This window comes from Streptomyces harbinensis (assembly GCF_900116145.1).
Classification (GTDB): Bacteria; Actinomycetota; Actinomycetes; order Streptomycetales; family Streptomycetaceae; genus Streptomyces; species Streptomyces carpaticus.
On the sequence record NZ_FPAB01000001.1, the window covers coordinates 474,438 to 494,809 of the forward strand.

General features: G+C 73.0%; 14 protein-coding genes. 5 read left to right on the plus strand and 9 right to left on the minus strand.

Features of this window, described 5'->3' with window-relative positions; all coding sequences use genetic code 11:
* Positions 1–59: 59 nt before the first annotated feature.
* The 5 genes from BM385_RS02130 to BM385_RS02150 form a co-directional block, all read right to left on the minus strand.
* The gene (locus BM385_RS02130; RefSeq protein ID WP_175542898.1) at positions 60–2,093 is read right to left on the minus strand and encodes a glycoside hydrolase; all 2,034 of its coding nucleotides are present in this window, start codon (positions 2,091–2,093) and stop codon (positions 60–62) included.
* Between the two features lie 103 nt (positions 2,094–2,196).
* The gene (locus BM385_RS02135; RefSeq protein WP_093841996.1) at positions 2,197–4,227 is read right to left on the minus strand and encodes a beta-galactosidase; all 2,031 of its coding nucleotides are present in this window, start codon (positions 4,225–4,227) and stop codon (positions 2,197–2,199) included.
* A 160-nt stretch (positions 4,228–4,387) separates the two neighbouring features.
* Positions 4,388–5,755: an ABC transporter substrate-binding protein gene (locus BM385_RS02140; protein ID WP_019432406.1), complete on the minus strand. Its 1,368-nt coding sequence runs from the start codon at positions 5,753–5,755 to the stop codon at positions 4,388–4,390.
* A 60-nt stretch (positions 5,756–5,815) separates the two neighbouring features.
* Entirely contained in the window at positions 5,816–6,727 is a 912-nt protein-coding gene (locus tag BM385_RS02145) for a carbohydrate ABC transporter permease (protein WP_019432407.1), read from the minus strand.
* 8 nt (positions 6,728–6,735) lie between these two features.
* Complete coding sequence (locus tag BM385_RS02150; protein WP_093841997.1) at positions 6,736–7,677, minus strand: carbohydrate ABC transporter permease; 942 nt, start codon at positions 7,675–7,677, stop codon at positions 6,736–6,738.
* 186 nt (positions 7,678–7,863) lie between these two features.
* Here BM385_RS02150 and BM385_RS02155 point away from each other — a divergent pair, with 186 nt between their 5' ends.
* From BM385_RS02155 to BM385_RS02165, 3 genes are all read left to right on the plus strand, one after another.
* Positions 7,864–8,949, plus strand: coding sequence for a LacI family DNA-binding transcriptional regulator (locus BM385_RS02155; RefSeq protein WP_093841998.1), 1,086 nt, complete (start codon positions 7,864–7,866; stop codon positions 8,947–8,949).
* Between the two features lie 218 nt (positions 8,950–9,167).
* Positions 9,168–10,235, plus strand: coding sequence for a ribosome small subunit-dependent GTPase A (gene rsgA / locus BM385_RS02160; protein ID WP_093841999.1), 1,068 nt, complete (start codon positions 9,168–9,170; stop codon positions 10,233–10,235).
* Positions 10,232–11,509, plus strand: a complete 1,278-nt coding sequence (locus BM385_RS02165; protein WP_093842000.1) for a bifunctional class I SAM-dependent methyltransferase/N-acetyltransferase — start codon at positions 10,232–10,234, stop codon at positions 11,507–11,509. Before rsgA ends, BM385_RS02165 begins: the two co-directional genes overlap by 4 nt.
* Before the next feature lie 77 nt (positions 11,510–11,586).
* On the opposite strand, the gene BM385_RS02170 is transcribed toward BM385_RS02165, so the two are convergent.
* Positions 11,587–12,186, minus strand: coding sequence for an HhH-GPD-type base excision DNA repair protein (locus BM385_RS02170; protein ID WP_019432412.1), 600 nt, complete (start codon positions 12,184–12,186; stop codon positions 11,587–11,589).
* Positions 12,187–12,370: 184 nt separating this feature from the next.
* Here BM385_RS02170 and BM385_RS02175 point away from each other — a divergent pair, with 184 nt between their 5' ends.
* Complete coding sequence (locus BM385_RS02175; RefSeq protein WP_078575864.1) at positions 12,371–13,042, plus strand: flavodoxin family protein; 672 nt, start codon at positions 12,371–12,373, stop codon at positions 13,040–13,042.
* A gap of 94 nt (positions 13,043–13,136) precedes the next feature.
* Here BM385_RS02175 and BM385_RS02180 read toward each other — a convergent pair whose 3' ends face one another.
* On the minus strand, positions 13,137–14,378 hold the full coding sequence (locus tag BM385_RS02180) for a right-handed parallel beta-helix repeat-containing protein (protein ID WP_093842001.1): 1,242 nt from the start codon (positions 14,376–14,378) through the stop codon (positions 13,137–13,139).
* A gap of 152 nt (positions 14,379–14,530) precedes the next feature.
* Between BM385_RS02180 and BM385_RS02185 the strand changes: the two genes are divergently transcribed.
* Complete coding sequence (locus tag BM385_RS02185; protein ID WP_093842002.1) at positions 14,531–15,808, plus strand: FAD-binding protein; 1,278 nt, start codon at positions 14,531–14,533, stop codon at positions 15,806–15,808.
* Here BM385_RS02185 and BM385_RS02190 read toward each other — a convergent pair.
* Together BM385_RS02190 and BM385_RS02195 are read right to left on the minus strand one after the other, a co-directional pair.
* On the minus strand, positions 15,709–16,890 hold the full coding sequence (locus BM385_RS02190; protein WP_380980379.1) for a DNA polymerase Y family protein: 1,182 nt from the start codon (positions 16,888–16,890) through the stop codon (positions 15,709–15,711). The genes BM385_RS02185 and BM385_RS02190 overlap by 100 nt on opposite strands.
* Complete coding sequence (locus BM385_RS02195; protein ID WP_093842003.1) at positions 16,887–20,342, minus strand: DNA polymerase III subunit alpha; 3,456 nt, start codon at positions 20,340–20,342, stop codon at positions 16,887–16,889. Before BM385_RS02195 ends, BM385_RS02190 begins: the two co-directional genes overlap by 4 nt.
* Positions 20,343–20,372: the final 30 nt, after the last annotated feature.

Consider the following 20,372-nt stretch of genomic DNA (forward strand, 5'->3'; position numbering starts at 1 on the left):
GCACGCCGTGGCGCCACGGGGTGGTGGCGCCACGGCGGTTCGCGCGGGGTGTGCGGGGATCAGCGCTTGAGGTCGGTGATCTCCCAGCGCTGGTTGGCCCCCGAGTTGGGCGTCCACACCGTGACCGGCGCGCCCTCGTGCGTGGCCTGGCCGCTCACTTCGAGCAGCCGGCCGGTGGCCTCGTTGACCAGGGTGTACGTGCCGTCGCCGGTCGTGGACAGGATCCAGCGGGCCGCCGCGTCCGCACGTCCCCGGTCCTTCTCCAGCACGGCCGCGCCGTCCCGTACCGCGAACCGCTGGTTGCCCTCGCGGGTGCCCAGCACATAGCTCTGCCGGTTGTCGTGGCCCTTGGTGTGCGGGGTCAGCGTCCAGATCTGGCCGCGGTCACCGTCCACCGCCGTGCTGATCACCGCGCCGCTGCCGTCGTCCGCCACGGTCAGCGCCCGGCCGCTCTGCACCCCGGTCAGCTGGTAGGTGTGGCCCGGCTGGACCAGCGCGGCGTCCTTGGCGACGCCCGAGACGCCGTCGATCAGGAACGTGGTCACCGACTCGCCGGGCACGGTCAGCTGGGCGCGGCCGTCCCGGACCGGTACCGCCTCGCCGGTCACCAGGGCGCCGGAGGCGCTGGTGACCACGGGGGTGACGGTGGCGTTCTTCGCGATCTTCTTGAACTTCGACAGCTCCAGGGTGACCGTGCGCTCCTGCGCGCCGCGGTGGGTGTGCACCACGGTGGCGGCGTTCCCGCCTGCCGCGACGGCCGCGACGCTGGCGGTGTCGTCGGTCCCGATCAGCCGGTCGCCGGGCTTGATGTAGTGGGTGAAGTTCCGGGCGGTGTTGAACTTCTGGTTGGTGTACACCGGGCACGTCTCCAGCGTGTCACCTGCGGTGCAGTCGAACGGCAGCTGGATGCTGCCCCAGTTGCCGCCGCGTTCGGACTCGCCGCCCGGCTTCATGTTGTCGTAGTCCTCCACCGGCTGCCAGAACACCCAGGCGGTGGGCTCCAGTTCCCGCAGGTCGTCGGTGATGCGCTCGGCGAGACCGAGACCGGGCGCCATGGCTTCGAAGTCCTGGCCGTCGCCCCAGTCGCCCTCCACCTCGCTCATCCACAGCGGCTTGTCCTCGCCCTTGGCGATGTCGCGCACCGTGGTACGGCCGCCGGTGCCGTAGGTGTGCACGTTCAGCTGGTCGACCAGGGCCCGGACGTCGGCCGGGTAGCTCTCCCAGTTGCGGGCGAAGGTGGTGGGGTTGGTCTCGTCCATGGCGGAGATGACCGCGTCGGTGCCGGTCTCCTCGGCCGCCAGCCGGGCCGCCAGCGCCCGGATGACCTCCTGCTGGGCCTGCGGGCCGATGTGGGCGCCCTCCTGGCGTCCGCCGACGGGTTCGCCGTCGGGGCCCAGCCGGGTGCTCCAGTAGTTGGTGTTGGGCTCGTTGAACGGGTCGATGGTGTCGAACGTGATGCCGTGCGCGGCCTCCAGCCGGTCCACCACGCCCACCAGGTAGGCGGCGAAGTCGTCCACGCGGTCCGGGCGCAGCTGTTCGTCGGTGGCGTTGAAGCCGCCGGAGACGTAGCCGTTGACGGTCTGGAACCAGGGCGGCGAGTTGCTGAACGCCTCCCAGTGGTCGATGTCGTCCTTGATGCGCTCCACCCACCAGCGCTGGGTGGCATCCGCCTCGTCGTTCCAGTGGTCGGGGTTGTCGGCCCGCCACCAGTCGGTGTCGTGGCGGGTGGTTCCCTCGGGGGCCTGCCACCAGCCCTCGACGGCTCCGCCGGCGCGCAGATAGTCGGTGACGTCGGGGGCGTTGCCGCCGCCCACGTTGTAGCGGGCGAGGTTGAGGGCGAGGCCGTCGTCGCCGAACAGCAGGTCGGCGAGGTGCTCGCGGATCTCGTCGGGGTAGTCGCCGGTCGCGTTGGCGAACCAGACCAGGCTGGTCCCCCAGCCCTCGAACTCCTGGCCCTGGTAGGAGGGGTCGGGGGTGATGGTGTGGTCGGCGGCGGTCGCGGTGGCGGGTCCCGCGGCGACCAGGGTGCCGGTGGCCAGCGCCACCACTCCCAGTGCGGCGGTCCTCGTGCGCTTCCTTCGGGGGCTGCTCATGTGCGGTGTGGACCTCTTCTCGGCTCGCGGCGTTGCGATGGGAAAAGCGGAACGTGCTGGGTGCCGCCGGGCGGGCCCCACTCAGGGCCCGCCCGGCGAGCGACTAGGAGCGGCGGCGCAGGACGGCGACGCCGCGGGCGGGCAGCGGGGTGATCTCCCCGGTGAGGGGTTCCCCTTCGACGCCGGTCAGGTCGACCGGCTCGTCGGTGCGGTTGATCAGGAACCAGTACGCGTCGTCCCCGTGCGTGCGCACGGTCAGCTCGACCTTGCCGCGTACCGGCTCGGGCAGTTCGGCCGTGACGCCGGCGGCGGCCAGCAGCCGGGCCAGGAGCGGGGTGAGGCCGTCGGGGCCGAGCCGGGTGGAGACGTAGGCGGCCGAGCCGGTGCCGGTGTCGTGGCCGCGGCGGGTGACGGCGGGGCGGCCGGCGAGTTCGCCGGTGCGGTAGGAGGCCCAGACCTCGACGCCCTCGGGGTCGGTGACCTCGATGCGGTCGCTCCACAGGGTGCCGGTGGAGCCGTCGTCCAGTGCGGCGCTCTCGCCGGGCAGCAGCGGGGCGAACTCCTCGATCCGGATGCCGAGCAGGTCGCGCAGCGGGCCGGGGTAGCCGCCGAGGTGGGCGTGGTCGTTCTCGTCGACGATGCCGGAGAAGTAGGTGGTGACGAGGTGGCCGCCGCCGGCCACGTACCCGGTCAGTTCCTTGGCGAGGGCGTCGGGGACGACGTGCAGCACGGGGGCGACGACCAGGTCGTACCCGGCCAGGTCGGTGCCGGTGGGCACCACGTCGGCGCGGACGCCGAGCGCGAGGAACGCCGAGTACCAGTCGAGCGCTTCGGCGCGGTAGCGCAGCAGTTCGGTGGGGTGCGAGTCCTGCTCGCTGGCCCACCAGGACTCCCAGTCGAAGAGGATCGCCGCGCGGGCGGGGGCGCGGTGGGCGCCGGCCAGCGGGGCGATGTCCTTCAGCCGCCGGCCGAGGGTGGTGACGGAGCGGAAGACCTCGCTGTCGCGGCCGGCGTGCGGCACCATCCCGGAGTGGTACTTCTCGGCGCCGGCCGCCGACTGCCGCCACTGGAAGTAACAGACGGCGTCGGCGCCGTGCGCGACGTGCAGCAGGGCGTCGCGGGCGAGTTCGCCGGCGCCCTTGGCGCGGTTGACGGGCTGCCAGTTGACGGCGCTGGTGGAGTGCTCCATCAGGAACCAGGGCCGGCCGCCGGAGATGTTGCCGGTGAGGTTGGCGGAGAAGGACAGTTCGTCCAGGGCCTGCGGGGAGGGCACCACGTAGTGGTCGTTGGAGACGAAGTCGACCTCGGCGGCCCAGTCCGCGTAGTTCATGCCGCGGGTCTCGCCCATGACCATGAAGTTGGTGGTGATGGGGATGTCCGGGGTGACGGCGCGCAGCACCTCGCGCTCGGCCCGCAGGTAGTCCTTGAGCGCGTCGGAGGAGAAGCGCTTGAAGTCCAGCTGCTGGGTGGGGTTGGGGTGGGAGGCGGCGAGCCGGGGCGGCAGGGTCTGCTCCCAGTCGCTGTAGCGCTGGGACCAGAACGCGGTGCCCCAGGCGTGGTTGAGGGCGTCCAGGGTCCGGTACCGGCCGCGCAGCCAGGCGCGGAAGGCGCGGGCGGCGTCGTCGGAGTAGTCGTAGAGGTTGTGGCAGCCCAGTTCGTTGGAGATGTGCCAGGCGACGAGGGCGGGGTGGTCGGCGTACCGCTTGGCCATGGCGTCCACCAGGCGCAGCGCGTGCTCGCGGAAGACGGGCGAGGTGGGGCGCCAGTGCTGGCGGGCACCGGGCCACAGGGTCTCGCCGGTGCGGGTGACCGGCAGGATCTCGGGGTGCTTGGCGGTGAGCCAGGGCGGCGGCGAGGCGGTGGCGGTGGCGAGGTCGACGGTGATGCCGCCGGCGTGCAGCAGGTCCATGATCTCGTCGAGCCAGCCGAAGTCCCAGGTGTCCTCGGTGGGCTGGATGCGGGCCCAGGAGAAGATCGCCAGGGAGACGACGTTGACGCCGGCTTCGCGCATGAGCGCGATGTCCTCGTCCCAGACCTCGCGGGGCCACTGGTCGGGGTTGTAGTCGGCGCCGTAGCCGATGCCGGGCAGGCGCGGCCAGCGGTGGGCGGCGGCGGGTGCGGGGGCGCGGGTCATCGTGCTCCTTGGTGCGCGCGGTGGGTGCTGCGGTGCTGCGGTGTACGGGGGGTGGGCGAGGCGGGCAGGCCGGGGCGGGGTACGGGCGCGGGCGGGCGGGATGCGGCGCGCCCGCGCCCGTACCGGGGTTCCGGCGCCCGGGGGCGGCCGGTCGCCGGGGTCACTCGGTGACGGTGAAGCCCTGTTCCTTGCCGTAGGCGATGGAGGCGTCCTGCCAGGCCTTCAGGCCGTCGGCCAGGGTGGTGTTCGAGATGTAGGCCTGGCCGGCGGTGTCGTTGAAGATGGAGTTGGCGTAGACCTGGTACGGCAGGTACGACCAGCCGGCGCCCACGTTGGCGGCGGACTCGGCGAAGATCTCGTTGGCCTTCTGGCCGCCGAAGTAGGGGAATTCGACGTTCAGGAATTCCTCGGAGTTGAGGTCGGCGGTGGTGGCGGGGAAGGCCCCGGCGTCGGTGCGGACCTGCACGCCGTCGCCGACGTTGAGGTATTCGACGAAGGCGTAGGCGAGGGCCTGGTTCTTGCCGGCGCTGGGGATGGCCATGGAGCTGCCGCCGTTCTCGGCACTCACGTTGGCGCCCTCCTCCCACTGCGGGAGCGGGGCGACGCGCCAGTCACCTGCGGCGCCGGGCACGCCGGACTCGAAGTTGGGCGGCATCCAGGCACCGGTGGCGAGGGTGGCGATGCTGCCGTCGCCCAGGCCCTGGTACCACTCGTCGGTCCAGCTGTTGATGGGGGCCAGCAGGTCCTCGTCGAGCAGTTGCTGCCAGACCTCGGTGTAGGCGGTGGAGCCCTCGTCGGAGAAGTCGATGGAGATGTCGGTGCCGTCGACGGTGTAGGGCCGGCCGCCGGCCTGCCAGATCATGCTGGTGGCGGCGCCGCCTTCACCGATGTCGTTGGTGATGTAGACGCCGGGGTCGGCCTCGTGCAGGGCGCGCGCGGCCTCCACGTAGCCGTCCCAGGTGGTGGGGACCTCGATGCCGTGCTCGTCGAAGACGGTCTTGTTGTAGAACAGCGCCATCGGGCCGGAGTCGGTGGGCAGCGCGTAGATGCCGTCGCCGGACTGGACCGCGTTCCAGGGGCCGGGCGAGAAGGTGCCGTCCAGCTGATCGGCGCCGAGCGAGCCGAGTTCGGTGAGGGCACCGGAGAGGACGAACTGACCGAGCGCGTAGTACTCGATCTGGGCCACGTCGGGGACGCCGGAGCCGGCGGATATGGCGTTCTGGAGGGCCGTGTACTGGTCCTTGTTGGTGCCGGCGTTGACGACGTTCACCTTGACGTTGGGGTGTTCGTCCATGAAGGCCTCGGCGGCGGCGGGCAGGGTGGCCTCCCAGGACCACACGGTCAGGGTGCCGCCCTCCTCCAGGGCCGCCTCGACGTCCGCCGGGGTCAGGCCGGAGGAGGCGCCGCCCCCGCCGCCCCCGCCGTCGCCGTCGGAGGAGCCGCAGGCGGTGACGCCCAGGGCGAGGGCGCCGACCACGGCGGTGGTCCGCACCAGACGGCGCACAGTGGTGTTGCTCATGGTGTCCATCTCACTTCTTTGTCAGATTGCACGGGGACGGGGGGACGTGGGGGGCCGGGCGGAGCGCCGTCATTCCTTGACGCTTCCGGCGGCCAGGCCGGACTGCCAGTACCGCTGGAGCAGCAGGAAGGCGATGACCAGCGGGATGATCGTCAGCAGGGAGCCGGTGATCACGAGGTTGAAGATGGCTTCGCCGCCGGCGGTGGCGGCCTGGTCCTTCCAGGAGTTGAGGCCGACGGTCAGCGGGTACCAGTCGGGGTCCTTGATCATGATCAGCGGCAGGAAGTAGTTGTTCCAGGTGGCGACCATGGTGAACAGCAGGACGGTGACGATGCCGGGCGCCAGCAGCGGCAGGCTGACCCGGAAGAAGGTGCCGATCTCGCTGGAGCCGTCGATGCGGGCGGCCTCCAGGAGTTCGGTGGGGATGGCCTCGGAGGCGAAGACCCACATCAGGTAGAGGCCGAACGGCGAGATGAGGGAGGGGATGATGACGGCCCAGGGGGTGTTGGTGAGCCCCATCTGGCTGAACATCAGGAAGGTGGGGATCGCCAGGGCCGTGCCCGGTACCGCGACGGCGCCGATGATGACGGCGAACACGGCGCGCTTGCCGGGGAAGGTGAACTTGGCCAGCGCGTAGCCGCCGAGGACGGCGAGCAGGGTGGCGCCGCCGGCTCCGGCGACCACGTACAGCAGGGTGTTGAGCAGCCAGCGTACGAAGGCGCCGTCGTTGTAGCTGAGGGTCTTGCCGATGTTGTCCCACAGCGCGAAGTCGCCGCTGAACCACAGGCCGAAGGAGTCGAAGAGCGATCCCTGGGTCTTGGTGGCGTTGATGAAGAGCCACACCAGCGGCACCAGCGAGTACAGCAGGACCAGGCCGGTGAGCAGGGTCAGAGTGAGGCTGCGGCGCGGCCGGTTGACGCTGTGCGGGGGGCGCGGGCGGCGCGGGGTGCGCAGCCGTACGGCGGAAGCCGGGGTTCCCATCGCGTGGCTCACGCTTCCTTTCGCATGCCGCGCAGCTGCACGGCGTAGGCGATGACCATGGTGAAGAGGCCCATGATGATCGCGACCGTGGCGGCGTAGTTGTGCTGCTGGCCGGTGAAGGACAGCGAGTAGGTGTAGAGGTTGGGCGTGAAGTAGGTGGTGATCGCGTTGGGGGCCAGCTTCTGGAGGATGGACGGCTCGTTGAACAGCTGGAAGGAGCCGATGATCGAGAAGATGGTGGCGATGACCAGCGCGCCGCGGATGGCGGGGAGTTTGATGGCGGTGATGACCCGCAGCTGTCCGGCGCCGTCGATCTCGGCGGCCTCGTAGAGGGAGTGCGGGATGACCCGCAGCGCCGAGTAGAAGATCAGCATGTTGTAGCCGATGAACTCCCAGGTGACGATGTTGCCGATGGCGGCGAGGATCAGGTCAGGGGAGAGCGGGTCGGGGATGGAGACCCCGAAGGCGTCGTTGATGTTGCCGATCAGGCCGAAGCGGGAGCCGTACATGAAGCTCCACATGATCGTGGCGACGACGGCGGGGACCGCGTACGGCAGGAAGATCGATATCCGGAAGAAGTTGGCGCCGTAGAGCCGGCCGCTGTCCAGGGCGAGGGCGACCAGCAGTGCCAGGAACAGCATGATCGGCACCTGGACGGCGAGGAAGAGGCTGACCCGGCCGAGCGCCGACCAGAACTGCGGGTCCTCGAAGGCCCGCTGGTAGTTCTCGAAGCCCACGAAGGTGCTGCCGCCAACCAGTTGGTCGCGGAAGAGGCTGAGGTAGATCGAGTAGCCGATGGGCGCCAGGAACACCAGGGCGAAGACGGCCATGAACGGCCCGATGAAGCCCCAGCCGGTCCAGGAGCGCCGGTCGCGCTGCTTCCGGGGCACGCGGGCGGGGCCGGAGCGCCCCGCTCGCCCCGTCCCCTGGGGCGGTGACAACGTTGTCATGGCCGAATCCTTGTTCCGTCGTGCGGAATGTTTACGTAAACATGTTGGATTATGTTTACGTAAACATCAATGGCTGGATGCTTACACTGCTCCCTGATCGCCGTCAAGACTCGATGTGGCACCTCACATCCGCCCGGACGGTGCGGCAGCACGTGGTACGAGCACGAGGGGAACGTGATCGCTCAGGTGGCAACGGATCAGCCGGGACCGGCGACGGAGCCGGCCGCCCTGCCGGCACCGCGCCGCACCCAGCGGGTGTCGATGGCCCATGTCGCCCGGCTCGCCGGGGTCTCCTCGCAGACCGTCTCCCGGGTCTCCAACGGCCACCCCGGCGTGGGCGAGGAGACCCGCGCCCAGGTGCTCACCGCCATGAAGCAGCTCGGCTACCGCCCCAACAGCGCGGCCCGCGCCCTCAAACGCGGCGAGTTCCGCACCATCGGCGTCATCCTGTTCACCCTCGCCACCACCGGCAACATCCGCACCCTGGAAGCCATCGCCACCTCGGCCGCGAACGAGGGGTACGCGATCACGCTGATCCCGGTGACCGCCCCCACCCAGGACGGGGTGCGCGGCGCCTTCACCCGGCTCGGCGAACTCGCCGTCGACGCCGTGATCGTGATCATGGAGGTCACCCTCGCCGACGTCGGCGTACTGCCGCTGCCGCCGCACGTCCAGGTCGTCGTCGCCGACTCCAACGCCGGTGACCGCTACAGCGTCGTCGACACCGACCAGGCCGGCGGCACCCGCGAGGCGGTGCGGCACCTGCTGGACCTCGGCCACCGCACCGTGTGGCACATCTCCGGGCCCGCCGAGTCCTTCGCCGCCCAGCGCCGCGCCCGCGCCTGGCGCGCCACCCTGGAGGAGGCCGGGCGCGAGGTCCCGCCCCTGGCCGCCGGTGACTGGAGCGCCGAGTCCGGCTACCGGGCCGGACTGCTGCTCGCCCGCAACCCGGAGTGCACCGCCGTGTTCGCGGCCAACGACCAGATGGCCCTCGGCCTGCTGCGCGCCCTGCACGAAGCCGGCCGCTCCGTGCCGCACGACGTGAGCGTCGTCGGCTTCGACGACATACCGGAGGCCGGCTCCTTCCCGCCGCCGCTGACCACCGTCCACCAGGACTTCGCCGAGGTGGGACGGCGCTGCGTGGCCGGCGTCCTGCGCAAGATGCGCGAGGAGCACGCGCCCGAGCGCGGCACCACGCTCGTGCCCACCCACATGGTGATCCGGCACAGCACCGCGCCGCCGCCCACGGCCCCGCCCGCACCCGCCGGATAATTGCGTGACCGCCGGCGGCCGGACGGTGCTACGCTGTCAAGGACGCGCGACACGTGGGTCGCGCACCGGCGAGACGAGGGAGGTGAGGTTGATGGCTGCGAACGAGACCGTTGCACTGCGCAACGCCCGGACCATGACCACCCTCACATCCCGGGCCCCGGTCTGATTCCACACGTTTTCACACCGCAGGGGCCCCTTGTCCGCAAGGGTTACCACCGTTGTCCCACGCATCATCATCTGCGTATGACCTGTCCCGCTTCGGCTGGACGACCGACCTCGAAGAGCAATTCGCAGCACATCGCACCGCCGGCCTGACCCCGGCCCGTATCGTCCGCGTCGACCGCGGGCGCTGCGAGGTCGTCACGGCCGACGGACCGCTGCACGCCGACTCCACCGCCGTCACCGACCCGTGCACCGGCGACTGGGCCGCGCTGCGCGGTACCCGCATCGAGGCGCTGCTGCCGCGCCGCACCGCCATCGTGCGCGCGGGAGCCTCCCGCACCTCGCTGGCCCAGACGCTGGCCGCCAACGTCGACACCATCGTCATCACCGTGCCGCTGGCCACCGCCCTCTCGGCGGACCGGCTGGAACGGCTGGTCGCCCTCGCCTGGGAGAGCGGCGCCCGCCCGGTGATCGCCCTCACCAAGGCCGATCTCAGCCCGGACCCCGAAGTGGACCGGCTGGAGGCCGAGGCCCTGGCGCCCGGCGTCGAGGTCGTCCCCGTCACCGCCACCAGCGGCGCCGGGATGGACGCGCTGCGCGCCGCGCTGACCGGCACCGTCGTACTGCTCGGCGTCTCCGGCGCCGGCAAGTCCACCCTCGGCAACGCGCTGCTGGGCGCCGAGGTGCTGCGCACCGGAGCCGTCAGCGCCCAGCAGCACGGCAAGGGCCGGCACACCACCGTCAGCCGCGAGCTGGTGCCGCTGCCCGGGGGAGGCGTGCTCATCGACACCCCCGGACTGCGGGGGGTCGGCCTCCAGGACGCCGGCGCCGGGATCCAGCAAACGTTCGCGGAGATCGAGGAACTGGCCCGGCGCTGCCGGTTCGCCGACTGCGCGCACACCGCCGAGCCGGGCTGCGCCGTCCAGCAGGCCATCGCGGAGGGGGAACTCCCCGAGCGGCGGCTGGCCAGCTACCGCAAACTGGAACGTGAGAGCCGCCGCGCGGCGGCCCGGCACGACAGCTGGCTGCGCGGCGAGTTGCACCAGGAGACGGTCAAGCGGCAGAAGGCCATCAGCCGGCATCTGCGGGCGGTCTACGGCCGGGACGGAGGGCGGCAGAAGTGAGCGACGCGCTCCACGAGGCGTTCTTCGCCCTGCACCACGGGCTGCCCCGCCAGGGCCCCGGCTCGGACGCCACCACCCGCCGGCTGCTGGCGCTGGCCGGGCCGCTGCCCGAGCGGCCCCGCACGCTGGACGTGGGCTGCGGCCCGGGGCGGGCGGCGCTGCTGCTCGCCGCCGAGGCCGGGGCACGGGTGACGGCCGTGGATCTGCACCGGCCGTTCCTGGACGAGCTCCGGGAACGTTCCGCCGCACACGGGCTGTCCGACCGGATCCGCATCGAGCGGCACTCGATGACCGCACTCCCCTACCCCGACGGTGCCTTCGACCTGATCTGGGCCGAGGGCTCGGCGTATCTGATGGGGTTCGACACGGCGCTGCGCTCCTGGCGGCGGCTGCTGGCCCCGGGCGGTGTCCTGGTGGTCACCGAATGCGAGTGGGCGACGGACACCCCGGCGCCCCGGGCAGCCGCCTTCTGGGCGCAGGCCGGTGCGCTGCGCAGCGGGGAACGGAACACCGCCGCCGCCGAGGCGGCCGGCTACCGGGTGCTGGGCGTGCACGAACTCCCCGACAGCGACTGGTTCGAGGAGTACTACGACCCGCTGGCCCGGCACGCGGACGCCGCCGATCCGGCGCGGCCCGGCATGGCTCAGGCCATCGCCGGGGCCCGCGAGGAGATCGCGGTGCGCCGCGCGCACGGCGCCGACTACCGCTACCGGGGCTATGTCCTGACCCCCGCCGACACTGAGGAGAAGAGCATGTGGACCACCCGAGCCGAACGCCCCGGAAGCGCCGGTGCGGCGGACCGGGCGGCGATCCGCGAGGTACTGCTGGGGGCGTTCCCGACGCCGCTGGAGGCGGACCTGGTGGAGGCACTGCGCGCGGACGAGTCCGCCTGGCTGCCGGAACTCTCGGTGGTGGCGCAGACGCCGGACGGCACGATCGCCGGCTATGCGCTGATCACCCGGGGCTGGGTGGACGGTGAGCCGGTGCTCACGCTCGCTCCGTGTGCGGTGCGGCCGGAGTTCCAGCGCCAGGGCGCGGGAGCGGCGGCGATCCGGGCGGCGCTGGAGGCGGCCCGCGCCCGGGACGGGGAGAGGCTGGTGACGGTGCTCGGACACCCCGAGTACTACCCGAGGTTCGGCTTCACCCCGGCCTCGGGGTTCGGGATCCGGGTCGGCTTCGAGGTGCCGGACGAGGCCATCATGGTGCTCGCCCTGACCGAGGACCGCCCGCTGCCGGCCGGAACGATCCGTTACCCGGAGGCGTTCGGCGTCTGACGTTCCGTCACCGCGCCACATGTCATACGGTCCGGCCGCCCCGCCCGTTGGGGCGGGGCGGCCGGACCGCCGCGGGGTCACTTCTTCGCCGCGGCCTTGGCGGCCTTCGCCGCCTGCTTCAACTCCTGCTTGTTGGCGCGGACCTTGGCGAGGGTCTCGGGCCCGGTGATGTCGGCGACCGAGCGGTAGGCGTCGTCCGGGCCGTAGTCGCCGGCCGCCTCGCGCCAGCCCTGCGGCCTGACCCCGTACTGCTTGCCGAGCAGGGCGAGGAAGATCTGGGACTTCTGCTTGCCGAAACCGGGCAGTTCGGTGAGCCGCTTCAGCAGTTCGGCGCCGGTGGCCGCGTCCCGCCACACCGCCTCGGCGTCCCCGTCGTAGCGCTGCACCAGGAAGCGGCACAGTTGCTGGATGCGCCCGGCCATGGAGCCGGGGTAGCGGTGCACGGCGGGTTTGGCGGACAGCAGCGCGGCGAACTGCTCGGGGTCGTAGGCGGCGATCTGCCGGGCGTCCAGATCGTCGCCGTCCAGCCGGGTGGCGATCGTGTAGGGGCCGGTGAAGGCCCACTCCATCGGCACTTGCTGGTCCAGGAGCATTCCCACCAGGGCGGCGAGCGGGCTGCGGCCCAGCAGCGCGTCGGCCGCCGGCTCCTGTGCGAGACGGATCGTGACGTCGCTCATGGAGGGCACTCTACGGCCCGGCCCACCCGCCGCCCGGCACATCCGGCGCACCTTCACCCGTCGCGTACGGGTGAATCCCCGGCCGGTGGCGGTATGCCGCTGCGCGCGGGCCGGGGCTCTCCCGTCCCATGGACGGGTGAGCGATAAAACCCCTTTGCGGTACGACAACCTGCGTGCGCTGTATATGAACTGCACGCTGAAACGGTCGCCCGAGGTCAGCAACACCGGCGGACTGATCGACATCAGCCGTTCGGTGCTGGAGTCCCAGGGGGTGACGACAGAGGTGATCCGGGCGATCGACCACGACATCGCCACCGGGGTGTGGCCGGACATGACCGAGCAGGGCTGGGAGCGGGACGCGTGGCCGGCGCTGTACGAGAAAGTGCTGGCCGCCGACATCCTGGTACTGGCCGGGCCGATCTGGCTGGGCGACAACAGCTCGGTGATGAAGCAGGTGATCGAACGGCTCTACGCCTGCTCGGCAGAGCTGAACGACCGGGGCCAGTACGCCTATTACGGTCGGGTGGGCGGCGCGCTGATCACCGGCAACGAGGACGGGGTGAAGCACTGCGCGATGAACATCCTCTACAGCCTCCAGCACCTGGGCTACACCATCCCGCCCCAGGCGGACGCCGGGTGGGTCGGGGAGGCCGGGCCGGGGCCCTCGTACCTGGATGTGGGATCCGGCGGGCCGGAGAACGACTTCACCAACCGCAACACCTCCTTCATGTCCTGGAACCTGATGCATCTGGCGGCGCTCCTCAAACAGGCGGGCGGTGTTCCGGCGCGCGGCAACCAGCGCACCGAGTGGCAGGCCGGCTGCCGCCCCGGCGCCAAGAACCCCGAACACCGCTGACCGGACGCGCGGCGGCCCCGTACGCCCGCCGGACCGGCGGGCGTACGGGGCCGTTTGGTGGTCCGGCGGCGGTGTCAGCCGGGCTCGTTTCCGGTCACGGGCGGGCGCCGATGGGCTGGCCGTCGCGCGGGACGAGGAAGTCGGTGGAGAGCAGCGAGCCGTCCGCCGTCCGGTCGCCGGTGACCAGTGCCGTGTCGGTGGACAGGACGGAGCCGGGGCCCCAGTCGCCGCCCAGGTCCCAGGAGTTGCCGACGGCGGTGGAGTTGCCGAGGTTGACGGCGCGGGCGTCGGCGACGGACAGGTTCGCGGTCAGGGTGGAGGCGGAGCGGTTGACCTGGAAGCCGGTGTCGCCGTTGCGGAAGGTGGTGGTGCGGGAGATGGTGAGCGCCCCCGGGTTGCCGTTGTCGGTGACGCCGTCCTCCGCGTTGTCGAAGGCGATCGAGTGGGTCAGGGTGTGATCGGCGGCCGGGCCCGGGTTGCCGCCGCCCATCTTGAAGCCGTTGCCGTCGCCCTCGAAGTCGGGGAAGTCCCAGTGGTTGAAGCCGTTGCCCCAGGCGAGGGAGTTCTCGATGGTGATCGCCGACTCGAACAGCCAGGCGTCGAAGCCGTCGTCGGCGTTGCGCCACAGCCGGGCGCCGACCACCCGGTTGCCCTCGCCCCGGCCCTCCTTGATGCCCAGGCCGTCCGCGCTCTCCCCGTTCTTGCGCGGATCGTGGTTGTCGTAACTGTCGAGGTTCTCGATCAGGTTGCGGCTGGAGTTGCCCTGGAGCTGGAAACCGGTCTCGTAGTTGTCCCGGGTGATCAGGTTCGTGAACAGGTTGTCGTTGCAGCCGTCGCAGTAGATGCCGTACGGACCCCGGGTCAGCTCCAGTCCGTGGATCCGCCACCACGACGCCTCCTGGTGGATGGCGCCGCGCTCCGGGCGCGGGATGCTGCCGCCGATCGGCGTGTGGCTGGCGGGCAGCAGATCGCCGTCGATGACGACCCGCTCGTCCTGGTACGGGCCGAGCGTGATCGGGGCGGCGGCGGTGCCGGAGGTGAGGATCTGGATGTTGGTCGTCAGGGCGTACGTGCCGCCGCGCACCGCGATGACATCGCCCGGCTCGGCGCGTTCCACGGCGGCCTGGATGGTCCGCAGCGGGGCGGTCACCGTACCGGCGGCGGCGTCGTCGCCGTCGGGGGCGACCACGATCGTCGGATCGGCCAGCGCGGCCCGGGCGGCGGCCGGTGCGCCGGTCCCGGCGGGGGCGGGGGCCGGGGCGGCGTAGCCGGCGGGTGCGGTGAGCACCATGGCCGCCGCACCGAGCAGCGCGCCCAGCGTCGTGCGGAGCTTCATCTGTCGTCCTTCCGGAGTGGGGGTCCGGCGCCGGTGACCGGGAGCGGTGCCCGGCGCCGGAATCCGTGTGATCACCTGTGCGTCGCCGCCCGCCGGAAGAAGGTTGCCCGGTCAGCTGCCCTTTGCGGTCATTCCGTAATACGGTCGGGCGCATGGTGACGATCAACGCTCCCGCGCGGAACTGGGCGGGCAATGTGACCTTCGGCGCCCAGCGGCTGCACCGTCCGGCCTCCGTCGGGGAATTGCGGCGCATCGTCGCCGGATCGCGGCAGCTGCGGGTCCTGGGCAGCGGGCACTCCTTCAATCTCATCGCCGACACCCCCGGCGATCTGGTCCGGGTGGACGGACTGCCGCCCCGTATCGACATCGACGCCGCGCGCCGCCGGGTCACCATCGGCGGCGGCCTGCGGTACGCCGAGGTCAACGCCGCCCTGCACGCGGCCGGTTTCGCGCTCGCCAACCTCGCCTCCCTGCCGCACATCTCGGTGGCCGGCTCCTGCGCCACCGGCACTCACGGCTCGGGCGACTCCCAGCGCGGCCTGGCCTCGGCCGTGACGGCGCTCGAACTCATAGGCCCCGGCGGCGACACCGTCCGCCTCGACCGCGCCGCCGACCCGGACGTCTTCCCCGGCGCGGTCGTCTCGCTCGGCGCGCTCGGGGTGGTCACCGCCCTGGAGCTGGAGATCGAACCGTCCTACGACGTCGCCCAGTGGGTGTACGAGAACGTCCCGCTCGACGGCCTCGACGGGGCGCGGTTCGACGCCCTCAGCGGCGCCGCGTACAGCGTGTCCACCTTCACCCGCTGGCACGACGGCCGCGGAACGGTCGTCCTCAAGCGGCGGCTCGACCGGGAGAGCGCCGCCCACCCCGGCGCCGGCTGGCAGGGCGGTACCCTCGCCACCGCGCCGTGGCACCCGATCCCCGGCGCGCCGACCGAGCACTCCACCGAGCAGCTGGGCGTCCCCGGCCCCTGGCACGAGCGGCTGCCGCACTTCCGGCCCGGCCACCGCCCCAGTCACGGCGCGGAACTCCAGTCCGAACTCTTCCTGCCGCGCGCCGCCGCGCCCGAGGCGTTCGCCGTCCTGCGGGAACTGGGCGAGTTGCTGGCCCCGGTGCTCCAGGTCTCGGAGGTGCGCACCATCGCCGCCGACGAGCAGTGGCTGGCGCCCTCCCACGGCCGGGACTCGGTGGCGTTCCACTTCACCTGGGTCCTGGACGCCCAGGCGGTGGTCCCGGTGGTGGCCGAACTGGAGGCGCGGCTGCTGCCGCTGGGCGCGCGCCCGCACTGGGGGAAGGTGACCACGCTCCCGCCGGCGACCGTCACCGGCTCCTACGAGCGGTTCGCCGACTTCCGGCGGCTGGTGCTGGAGCGCGACCCGGACGGGGTCTTCCGCAACCCGTTCGTCGCGGATCTGCTCGCCGCCGCCTGACCGGCGCCCGCCGGTCCGACCACGCCCGCCCCGAACCTCCGCCGCGCCCGGTCGGCCGCCGCCTCGGCGGCCCGGCGGCGCTCGTCGCGCGGATCGAGGGTCAGCTGCTGGTGCGCGTCCTCGGCGGCACCGAGGTCGTCGGCGCGCAGCGAGAGGGTACGCACCCGGGCCCGCTGGAGGCCGAGCGCGTCGTGCAGGGCGTAGCCGGCGGCCACGAGGGCGGGGGTGTGGGCGGTCGGTTCGGGGAGGGTACGGCTGCGGGTGGTGGTGGAGCGGTCGGCGTAGCGGACGGTCAGGGTGAGGGTGCGCGCGGTCTGGCCGGTGTCGCGCAGCCGGTAGCCGAGGTCGTCGGCGAGGGCGAGGAGGGCGGCGCGGCGGTGGCCGGTGTCGAGTTCGTCGTGCGGGAAGCGGTGATCGGCGCGCAGGGAGCGGGGCGGGGCGGCCGGGGTGACGGGCGTGGGGTCGATGCCGCGGGCCAGGGCGCGCAGCCGGCGGGCGGGGGCCGCGCCGAGGATGCGCTGGAGGGTGGCGGCGGGGGCGGCGACGATCCGTTCGACGGTGTCCAGGCCGTAGTCGGTGAGGGCGCGGGCGGTCGCGGCGCCGACGCCGTGCAGGGCGGCGGGCGGCAGCGGCGCGAGGAACGCGGCGGCGTCGGTGACCTCGTGCACCCCGCGTCCGCCGCCCTGCTGTCCTGCCATCCGGGCGAGCAGCGGGTTGGCGGCGACCCCGATGGTGGTGTCGGTGCCGTGCAGCGCGAGCGCGCGTACCCGGATCAGTCCGGCGAGCGCGGCGGCTTCCCGGCCGAAGTACCGCCGGGCGCCGGACACGTCGACGAGCGCGGCGTCGGGCGGCAGGGCCTGGACGACGGGGCTGATGCCGTGCAGCAGATCGAGCAGGGCGGTGTACCGCTCCTCGGTGGGATGGTCGTGGAAGCGGATGTGCAGTACGGCCCGGGCCACGGACGGCCGTACGGGACGGTGGTCCGCGGGCCCGTGATCGGGCGCGGGTACGGGTCCGGGCGCGGGCGGCGGCGCCGGGGCGGCGGGGTGGCGGTGCGCGGTGCGGCGGCGGGCGGCGGTCATCCGGCGCTCCCGGGGCTGGCGTGCCACAGTTTGCGCGCCCCGGCCCCGGCGGCCCCGTCACCGGCCGGGCGCAGGTCGGCCCAGGGGTGCAGCGCGTGCCCTCCCCCGGCCGGTGCGATCGTCCGGCCCGGCGGCGCGGGCCGCGGTCCGGTCACCGGCTGGGCGGCGAGCCGTCCGGCCACCGCTTCGAGCCCTCCCGTCCGGCGCAGCCCGGCCAGTTCGGCGAGGTCCCAGGCGGCCTCGCCCACCACGCTGAAGCTGCGCGGGCCGCGCCGCTGCACCGTTCCGCGGACCAGGAGCAGCCAGGAGTGGAAGACGGTGTGCGCGCTCGCCTCGTGGCTGTCCTCGAAGAAGGCCAGGTCCACCAGTCCGGTCAGGTCGTCGAGCGTGACGAAGATGACGCGCTTGCCGGAGCGGATCGGCGGCGTCTGGGTGGCGGCCTTGGCGCCGGCGACCAGGACGGTGGCGCCGTGTTCGGCGTCCCGCACCTCCCGGGCCGGTACCACGCCCAGTTCCCGCAGGAAGTCCTGGTGCCCGGCCATCAGGTGGCCGGAGGCGTCCAGGCCCAGGACGCCCAGTTCGGCGGCGAGCCGTTCGTCCGCGTCCAGGTCGGGCAGCCCGGCCGGGGCGGTGCGCGCCGCGTCGGCCAGGGGCAGCTGCCGGGCGCCCTCGTTCCGCTGCCGGCTGTGCTGGCGGTGGAGTTCGGCGATGTGCAGCAGCAGGTCGCGGCGGCCGGCGCCGAAGGCGTCCAGGGCGCCGGTGCGGGCGAGGCGTTCGGCGGTGGGGCGGGAGGGCCGGGCGCGGGTGTACAGATCGCTGAGCGAGCGGTACGGGCGGCCGGCGGCGATCCGTGCCGCCTCCGCCTCGGTGATGCCCTGCACCTCGCTCAGCGCGAGCCGTACCCCCAACACCCCTGATTCGCACTCCAGTTCGATTCGATAGCCGGCGTCCGAGTGGTTCACGTCCAGCGGCAGCACCGGCACCCCGCGCCGCCGCGCGTCCGCCAGCAGCAGCCGCTTCGGGTACATCCCCGGATCGTGCTCCAGCAGCCCGGCGTAGAACGCCGCCGGATGGTGCGCCTTCAGCCACGCCGACTGGTACGTGGGCACCGCGAAGGCCACCGCGTGCGCCTTGCAGAAGCCGTAGCTGCCGAACGCCTCCACGATCTCCCAGGTACGGGCGATCACCTCGGCCGCGTACCCCCGCTTGCGGGCCTCCTCCGCGAACCACGCCCGCACCCGCCCCTGCCGCCGCGGATCGGACAGCGCGCGCCGCCCCTCGTCCGCCATGCCGCGGTCGCAGCCGGTCAGCGTGCTCAGGATCCCGATGATCTGCTCGTGGAAGACCACCACCCCGTACGTCTCGCGCAGCACCGGCTCCAGATCGGGGTGCGGATAGCGGGCCGGCCGCTTCCCGTGCCGGGCCTCGATGAAGGGCCGCACCATGTCGGCGGCGACCGGGCCCGGCCGGAAGAGGGAGATGTCCACCACCAGGTCGTGGAAGGTGCTCGGCTGGAGCCGGCCGATGAGATCGCGCTGGCCGGGGGACTCGATCTGGAAGCAGCCGAGCGTCTCGGAGGAGCGGATCAGCTCGTAGGTGGCCGTGTCCGGCGGGCCCTGACCGACGGCGCCGTCGAGATCGACGCGCTCGCCGGTGGCGCGTTCGACCTCGGTGAGCGCGTACGCCATGGCGGACTGCATCCGCACGCCCAGCACATCGAGCTTGAGCAGCCCCAGGTCCTCCACGTCGTCCTTGTCGAACTGCGACATGGCGAACCCCTCGCCGCTGGTGGGGACGACGGGGGTGCGGGCGCGCAGCGAACGGTCGGAGAGCAGCACACCGCAGGGGTGCATGGCGACGCCGCGCGGCAGCGCGTCCAGCGCCTCCACCAGTTCCCACAGCCGCGGGTCGTGCTCCTCGGCGGCGATGCCGCGCAGTTCGGGCAGCTCGGCGAGGGCGGCCCGGGCGTCGCAGGCGCGGATGTGCGGGAACGCCTTGGCGAGGCGGTCGACCTCCGCCGGGTCCATGCCCAGCGCCAGGCCGGTGTCGCGGACGGCGTGCCGCACCCGGTAGGTCTCGGGCATGGCGACGGTCGCCACCCGTTCCTCGCCGAAGCGGTCGAAGATGGCGCGGTAGGCGTCCAGGCGGCGGGCGGATTCGACGTCCACGTCGATGTCGGGCAGGACGGCGCGGCGCGGGGAGAGGAAGCGCTCCATGAGCAGGCCGTGTTCGACCGGGTCGGCCAGGGAGATGCCCAGGAGGTGGTTGACCAGGGAGCCGGCGCCCGAGCCGCGGGCGGTGACGCGGATGCCGAGATCGCGGATGTCGTCGACGACCTGGGCGACGGTGAGGAAGTAGGAGGCGAAGCCGAGCCCGCCGATGATGGCCAGCTCCGCGTCGAGGCGTTCCCAGCGCTCCCGGTCCCGGTCGTAGCGGCGGGCGACCATGCCGGCGGCGCAGCGGGAGCGCAGGACGCGGTCGGCGGTCCGGGCGTGGGCACCGACGAGGTGCGGCTCGGGGAGGTGGACGCTGCCGATGCCCAGGTCGTCCTCGGGGTCGACGCGGCAGGCGGCGGCGGTGTCGGCGGTGTGCCGCAGGAGGCGGTGGGCGGCGTCCTGGCGCAGGCCGGCGGCCTCGGCGATGCGGAGGGCGGCGTCGGCCATGGTGCCGGGGTCCTTGAGCCAGTGTTCGCCGTTGTCGCGCCCGGCGCCGCGCGGGTCGATGGGGACCAGGCGGCGGGCGGAGTCCAGGACGTCGGCGACCGGTCCCTGGCCGGGGTCGGCGTACCGGACGGCGTTGGTGAGTACGGGGACGACGCCCTGCTCGGTAGCGAACCCCAGCGTGCGGGCGGCATCCCGTACGGGGCCCGCGGCGCCGGTTTCGAGCCGGAGCGCGGACCCGAACCGTTCCCGCCAGGGGGCGAGCAGCCGGGCGGCGCGGTCGGGGCGGCCGGCGGCGAGGGCGCGGGCGACGTCGGAGTCGGCGCCGAGCAGCACGAACAGGCCGTCGGTGTGCGCGGCGTCCGCCATGTCGTCCCACTCCAGGAAGGGCCGCTTCCCGTCGCGGGCGTGGGCGGCGCTGACCAGCCCGCACAGCCGGGCCCAGCCGGCGGCGCCGTCCCGGGCGAGGAAGAGGGCGCGGGGCGCGGATTCGTCGGTGAAGGCGCCGCCCCGTACGGGGGTACGGCGGCGGGCGGCGGCCGGGGCGGTGTCCGCCGGGCCCGGGTGAACGGCGAGGTCCACCCCGTACAGCGCCCGTACCCCGGCCGCGCCGCACGCCTTGGAGAAGCGGACGGCGCCGGCGAGGGTGTCCCGGTCGGTGAGGGCGAGGGCGTCCATGCCGCGTTCGGCGGCGCGTTCGGCGAGCCGTTCGGGGTGGGAGGCCCCGTACCGGGCGGAGAACCCGGACGCGACGCGCAGCTGTGTGAAGCCGCCGCCGATCGCCGTCGTCATCCCGCACCTCCTGCCTGCCCGTCCGGTCCA

Excerpts from the sequence above, each read along its gene's own strand:
- BM385_RS02140 (WP_019432406.1), bottom strand. The coding sequence starts at position 5,755 with ATGGACACCATGAGCAACACCACTGTGCGCCGTCTGGTGCGGACCACC.
- BM385_RS02180 (WP_093842001.1), bottom strand. The coding sequence starts at position 14,378 with ATGAAGCTCCGCACGACGCTGGGCGCGCTGCTCGGTGCGGCGGCCATG.
- BM385_RS02185 (WP_093842002.1), top strand. The coding sequence starts at position 14,531 with ATGGTGACGATCAACGCTCCCGCGCGGAACTGGGCGGGCAATGTGACC.
- BM385_RS02190 (WP_380980379.1), bottom strand. The coding sequence starts at position 16,890 with ATGACCGCCGCCCGCCGCCGCACCGCGCACCGCCACCCCGCCGCCCCG.
- BM385_RS02170 (WP_019432412.1), bottom strand. The coding sequence starts at position 12,186 with ATGAGCGACGTCACGATCCGTCTCGCACAGGAGCCGGCGGCCGACGCG.
- BM385_RS02195 (WP_093842003.1), bottom strand. The coding sequence starts at position 20,342 with ATGACGACGGCGATCGGCGGCGGCTTCACACAGCTGCGCGTCGCGTCC.
- BM385_RS02175 (WP_078575864.1), top strand. The coding sequence starts at position 12,371 with ATGAACTGCACGCTGAAACGGTCGCCCGAGGTCAGCAACACCGGCGGA.
- BM385_RS02130 (WP_175542898.1), bottom strand. The coding sequence starts at position 2,093 with ATGAGCAGCCCCCGAAGGAAGCGCACGAGGACCGCCGCACTGGGAGTG.
- BM385_RS02145 (WP_019432407.1), bottom strand. The coding sequence starts at position 6,727 with ATGGGAACCCCGGCTTCCGCCGTACGGCTGCGCACCCCGCGCCGCCCG.
- BM385_RS02135 (WP_093841996.1), bottom strand. The coding sequence starts at position 4,227 with ATGACCCGCGCCCCCGCACCCGCCGCCGCCCACCGCTGGCCGCGCCTG.
- BM385_RS02150 (WP_093841997.1), bottom strand. The coding sequence starts at position 7,677 with ATGACAACGTTGTCACCGCCCCAGGGGACGGGGCGAGCGGGGCGCTCC.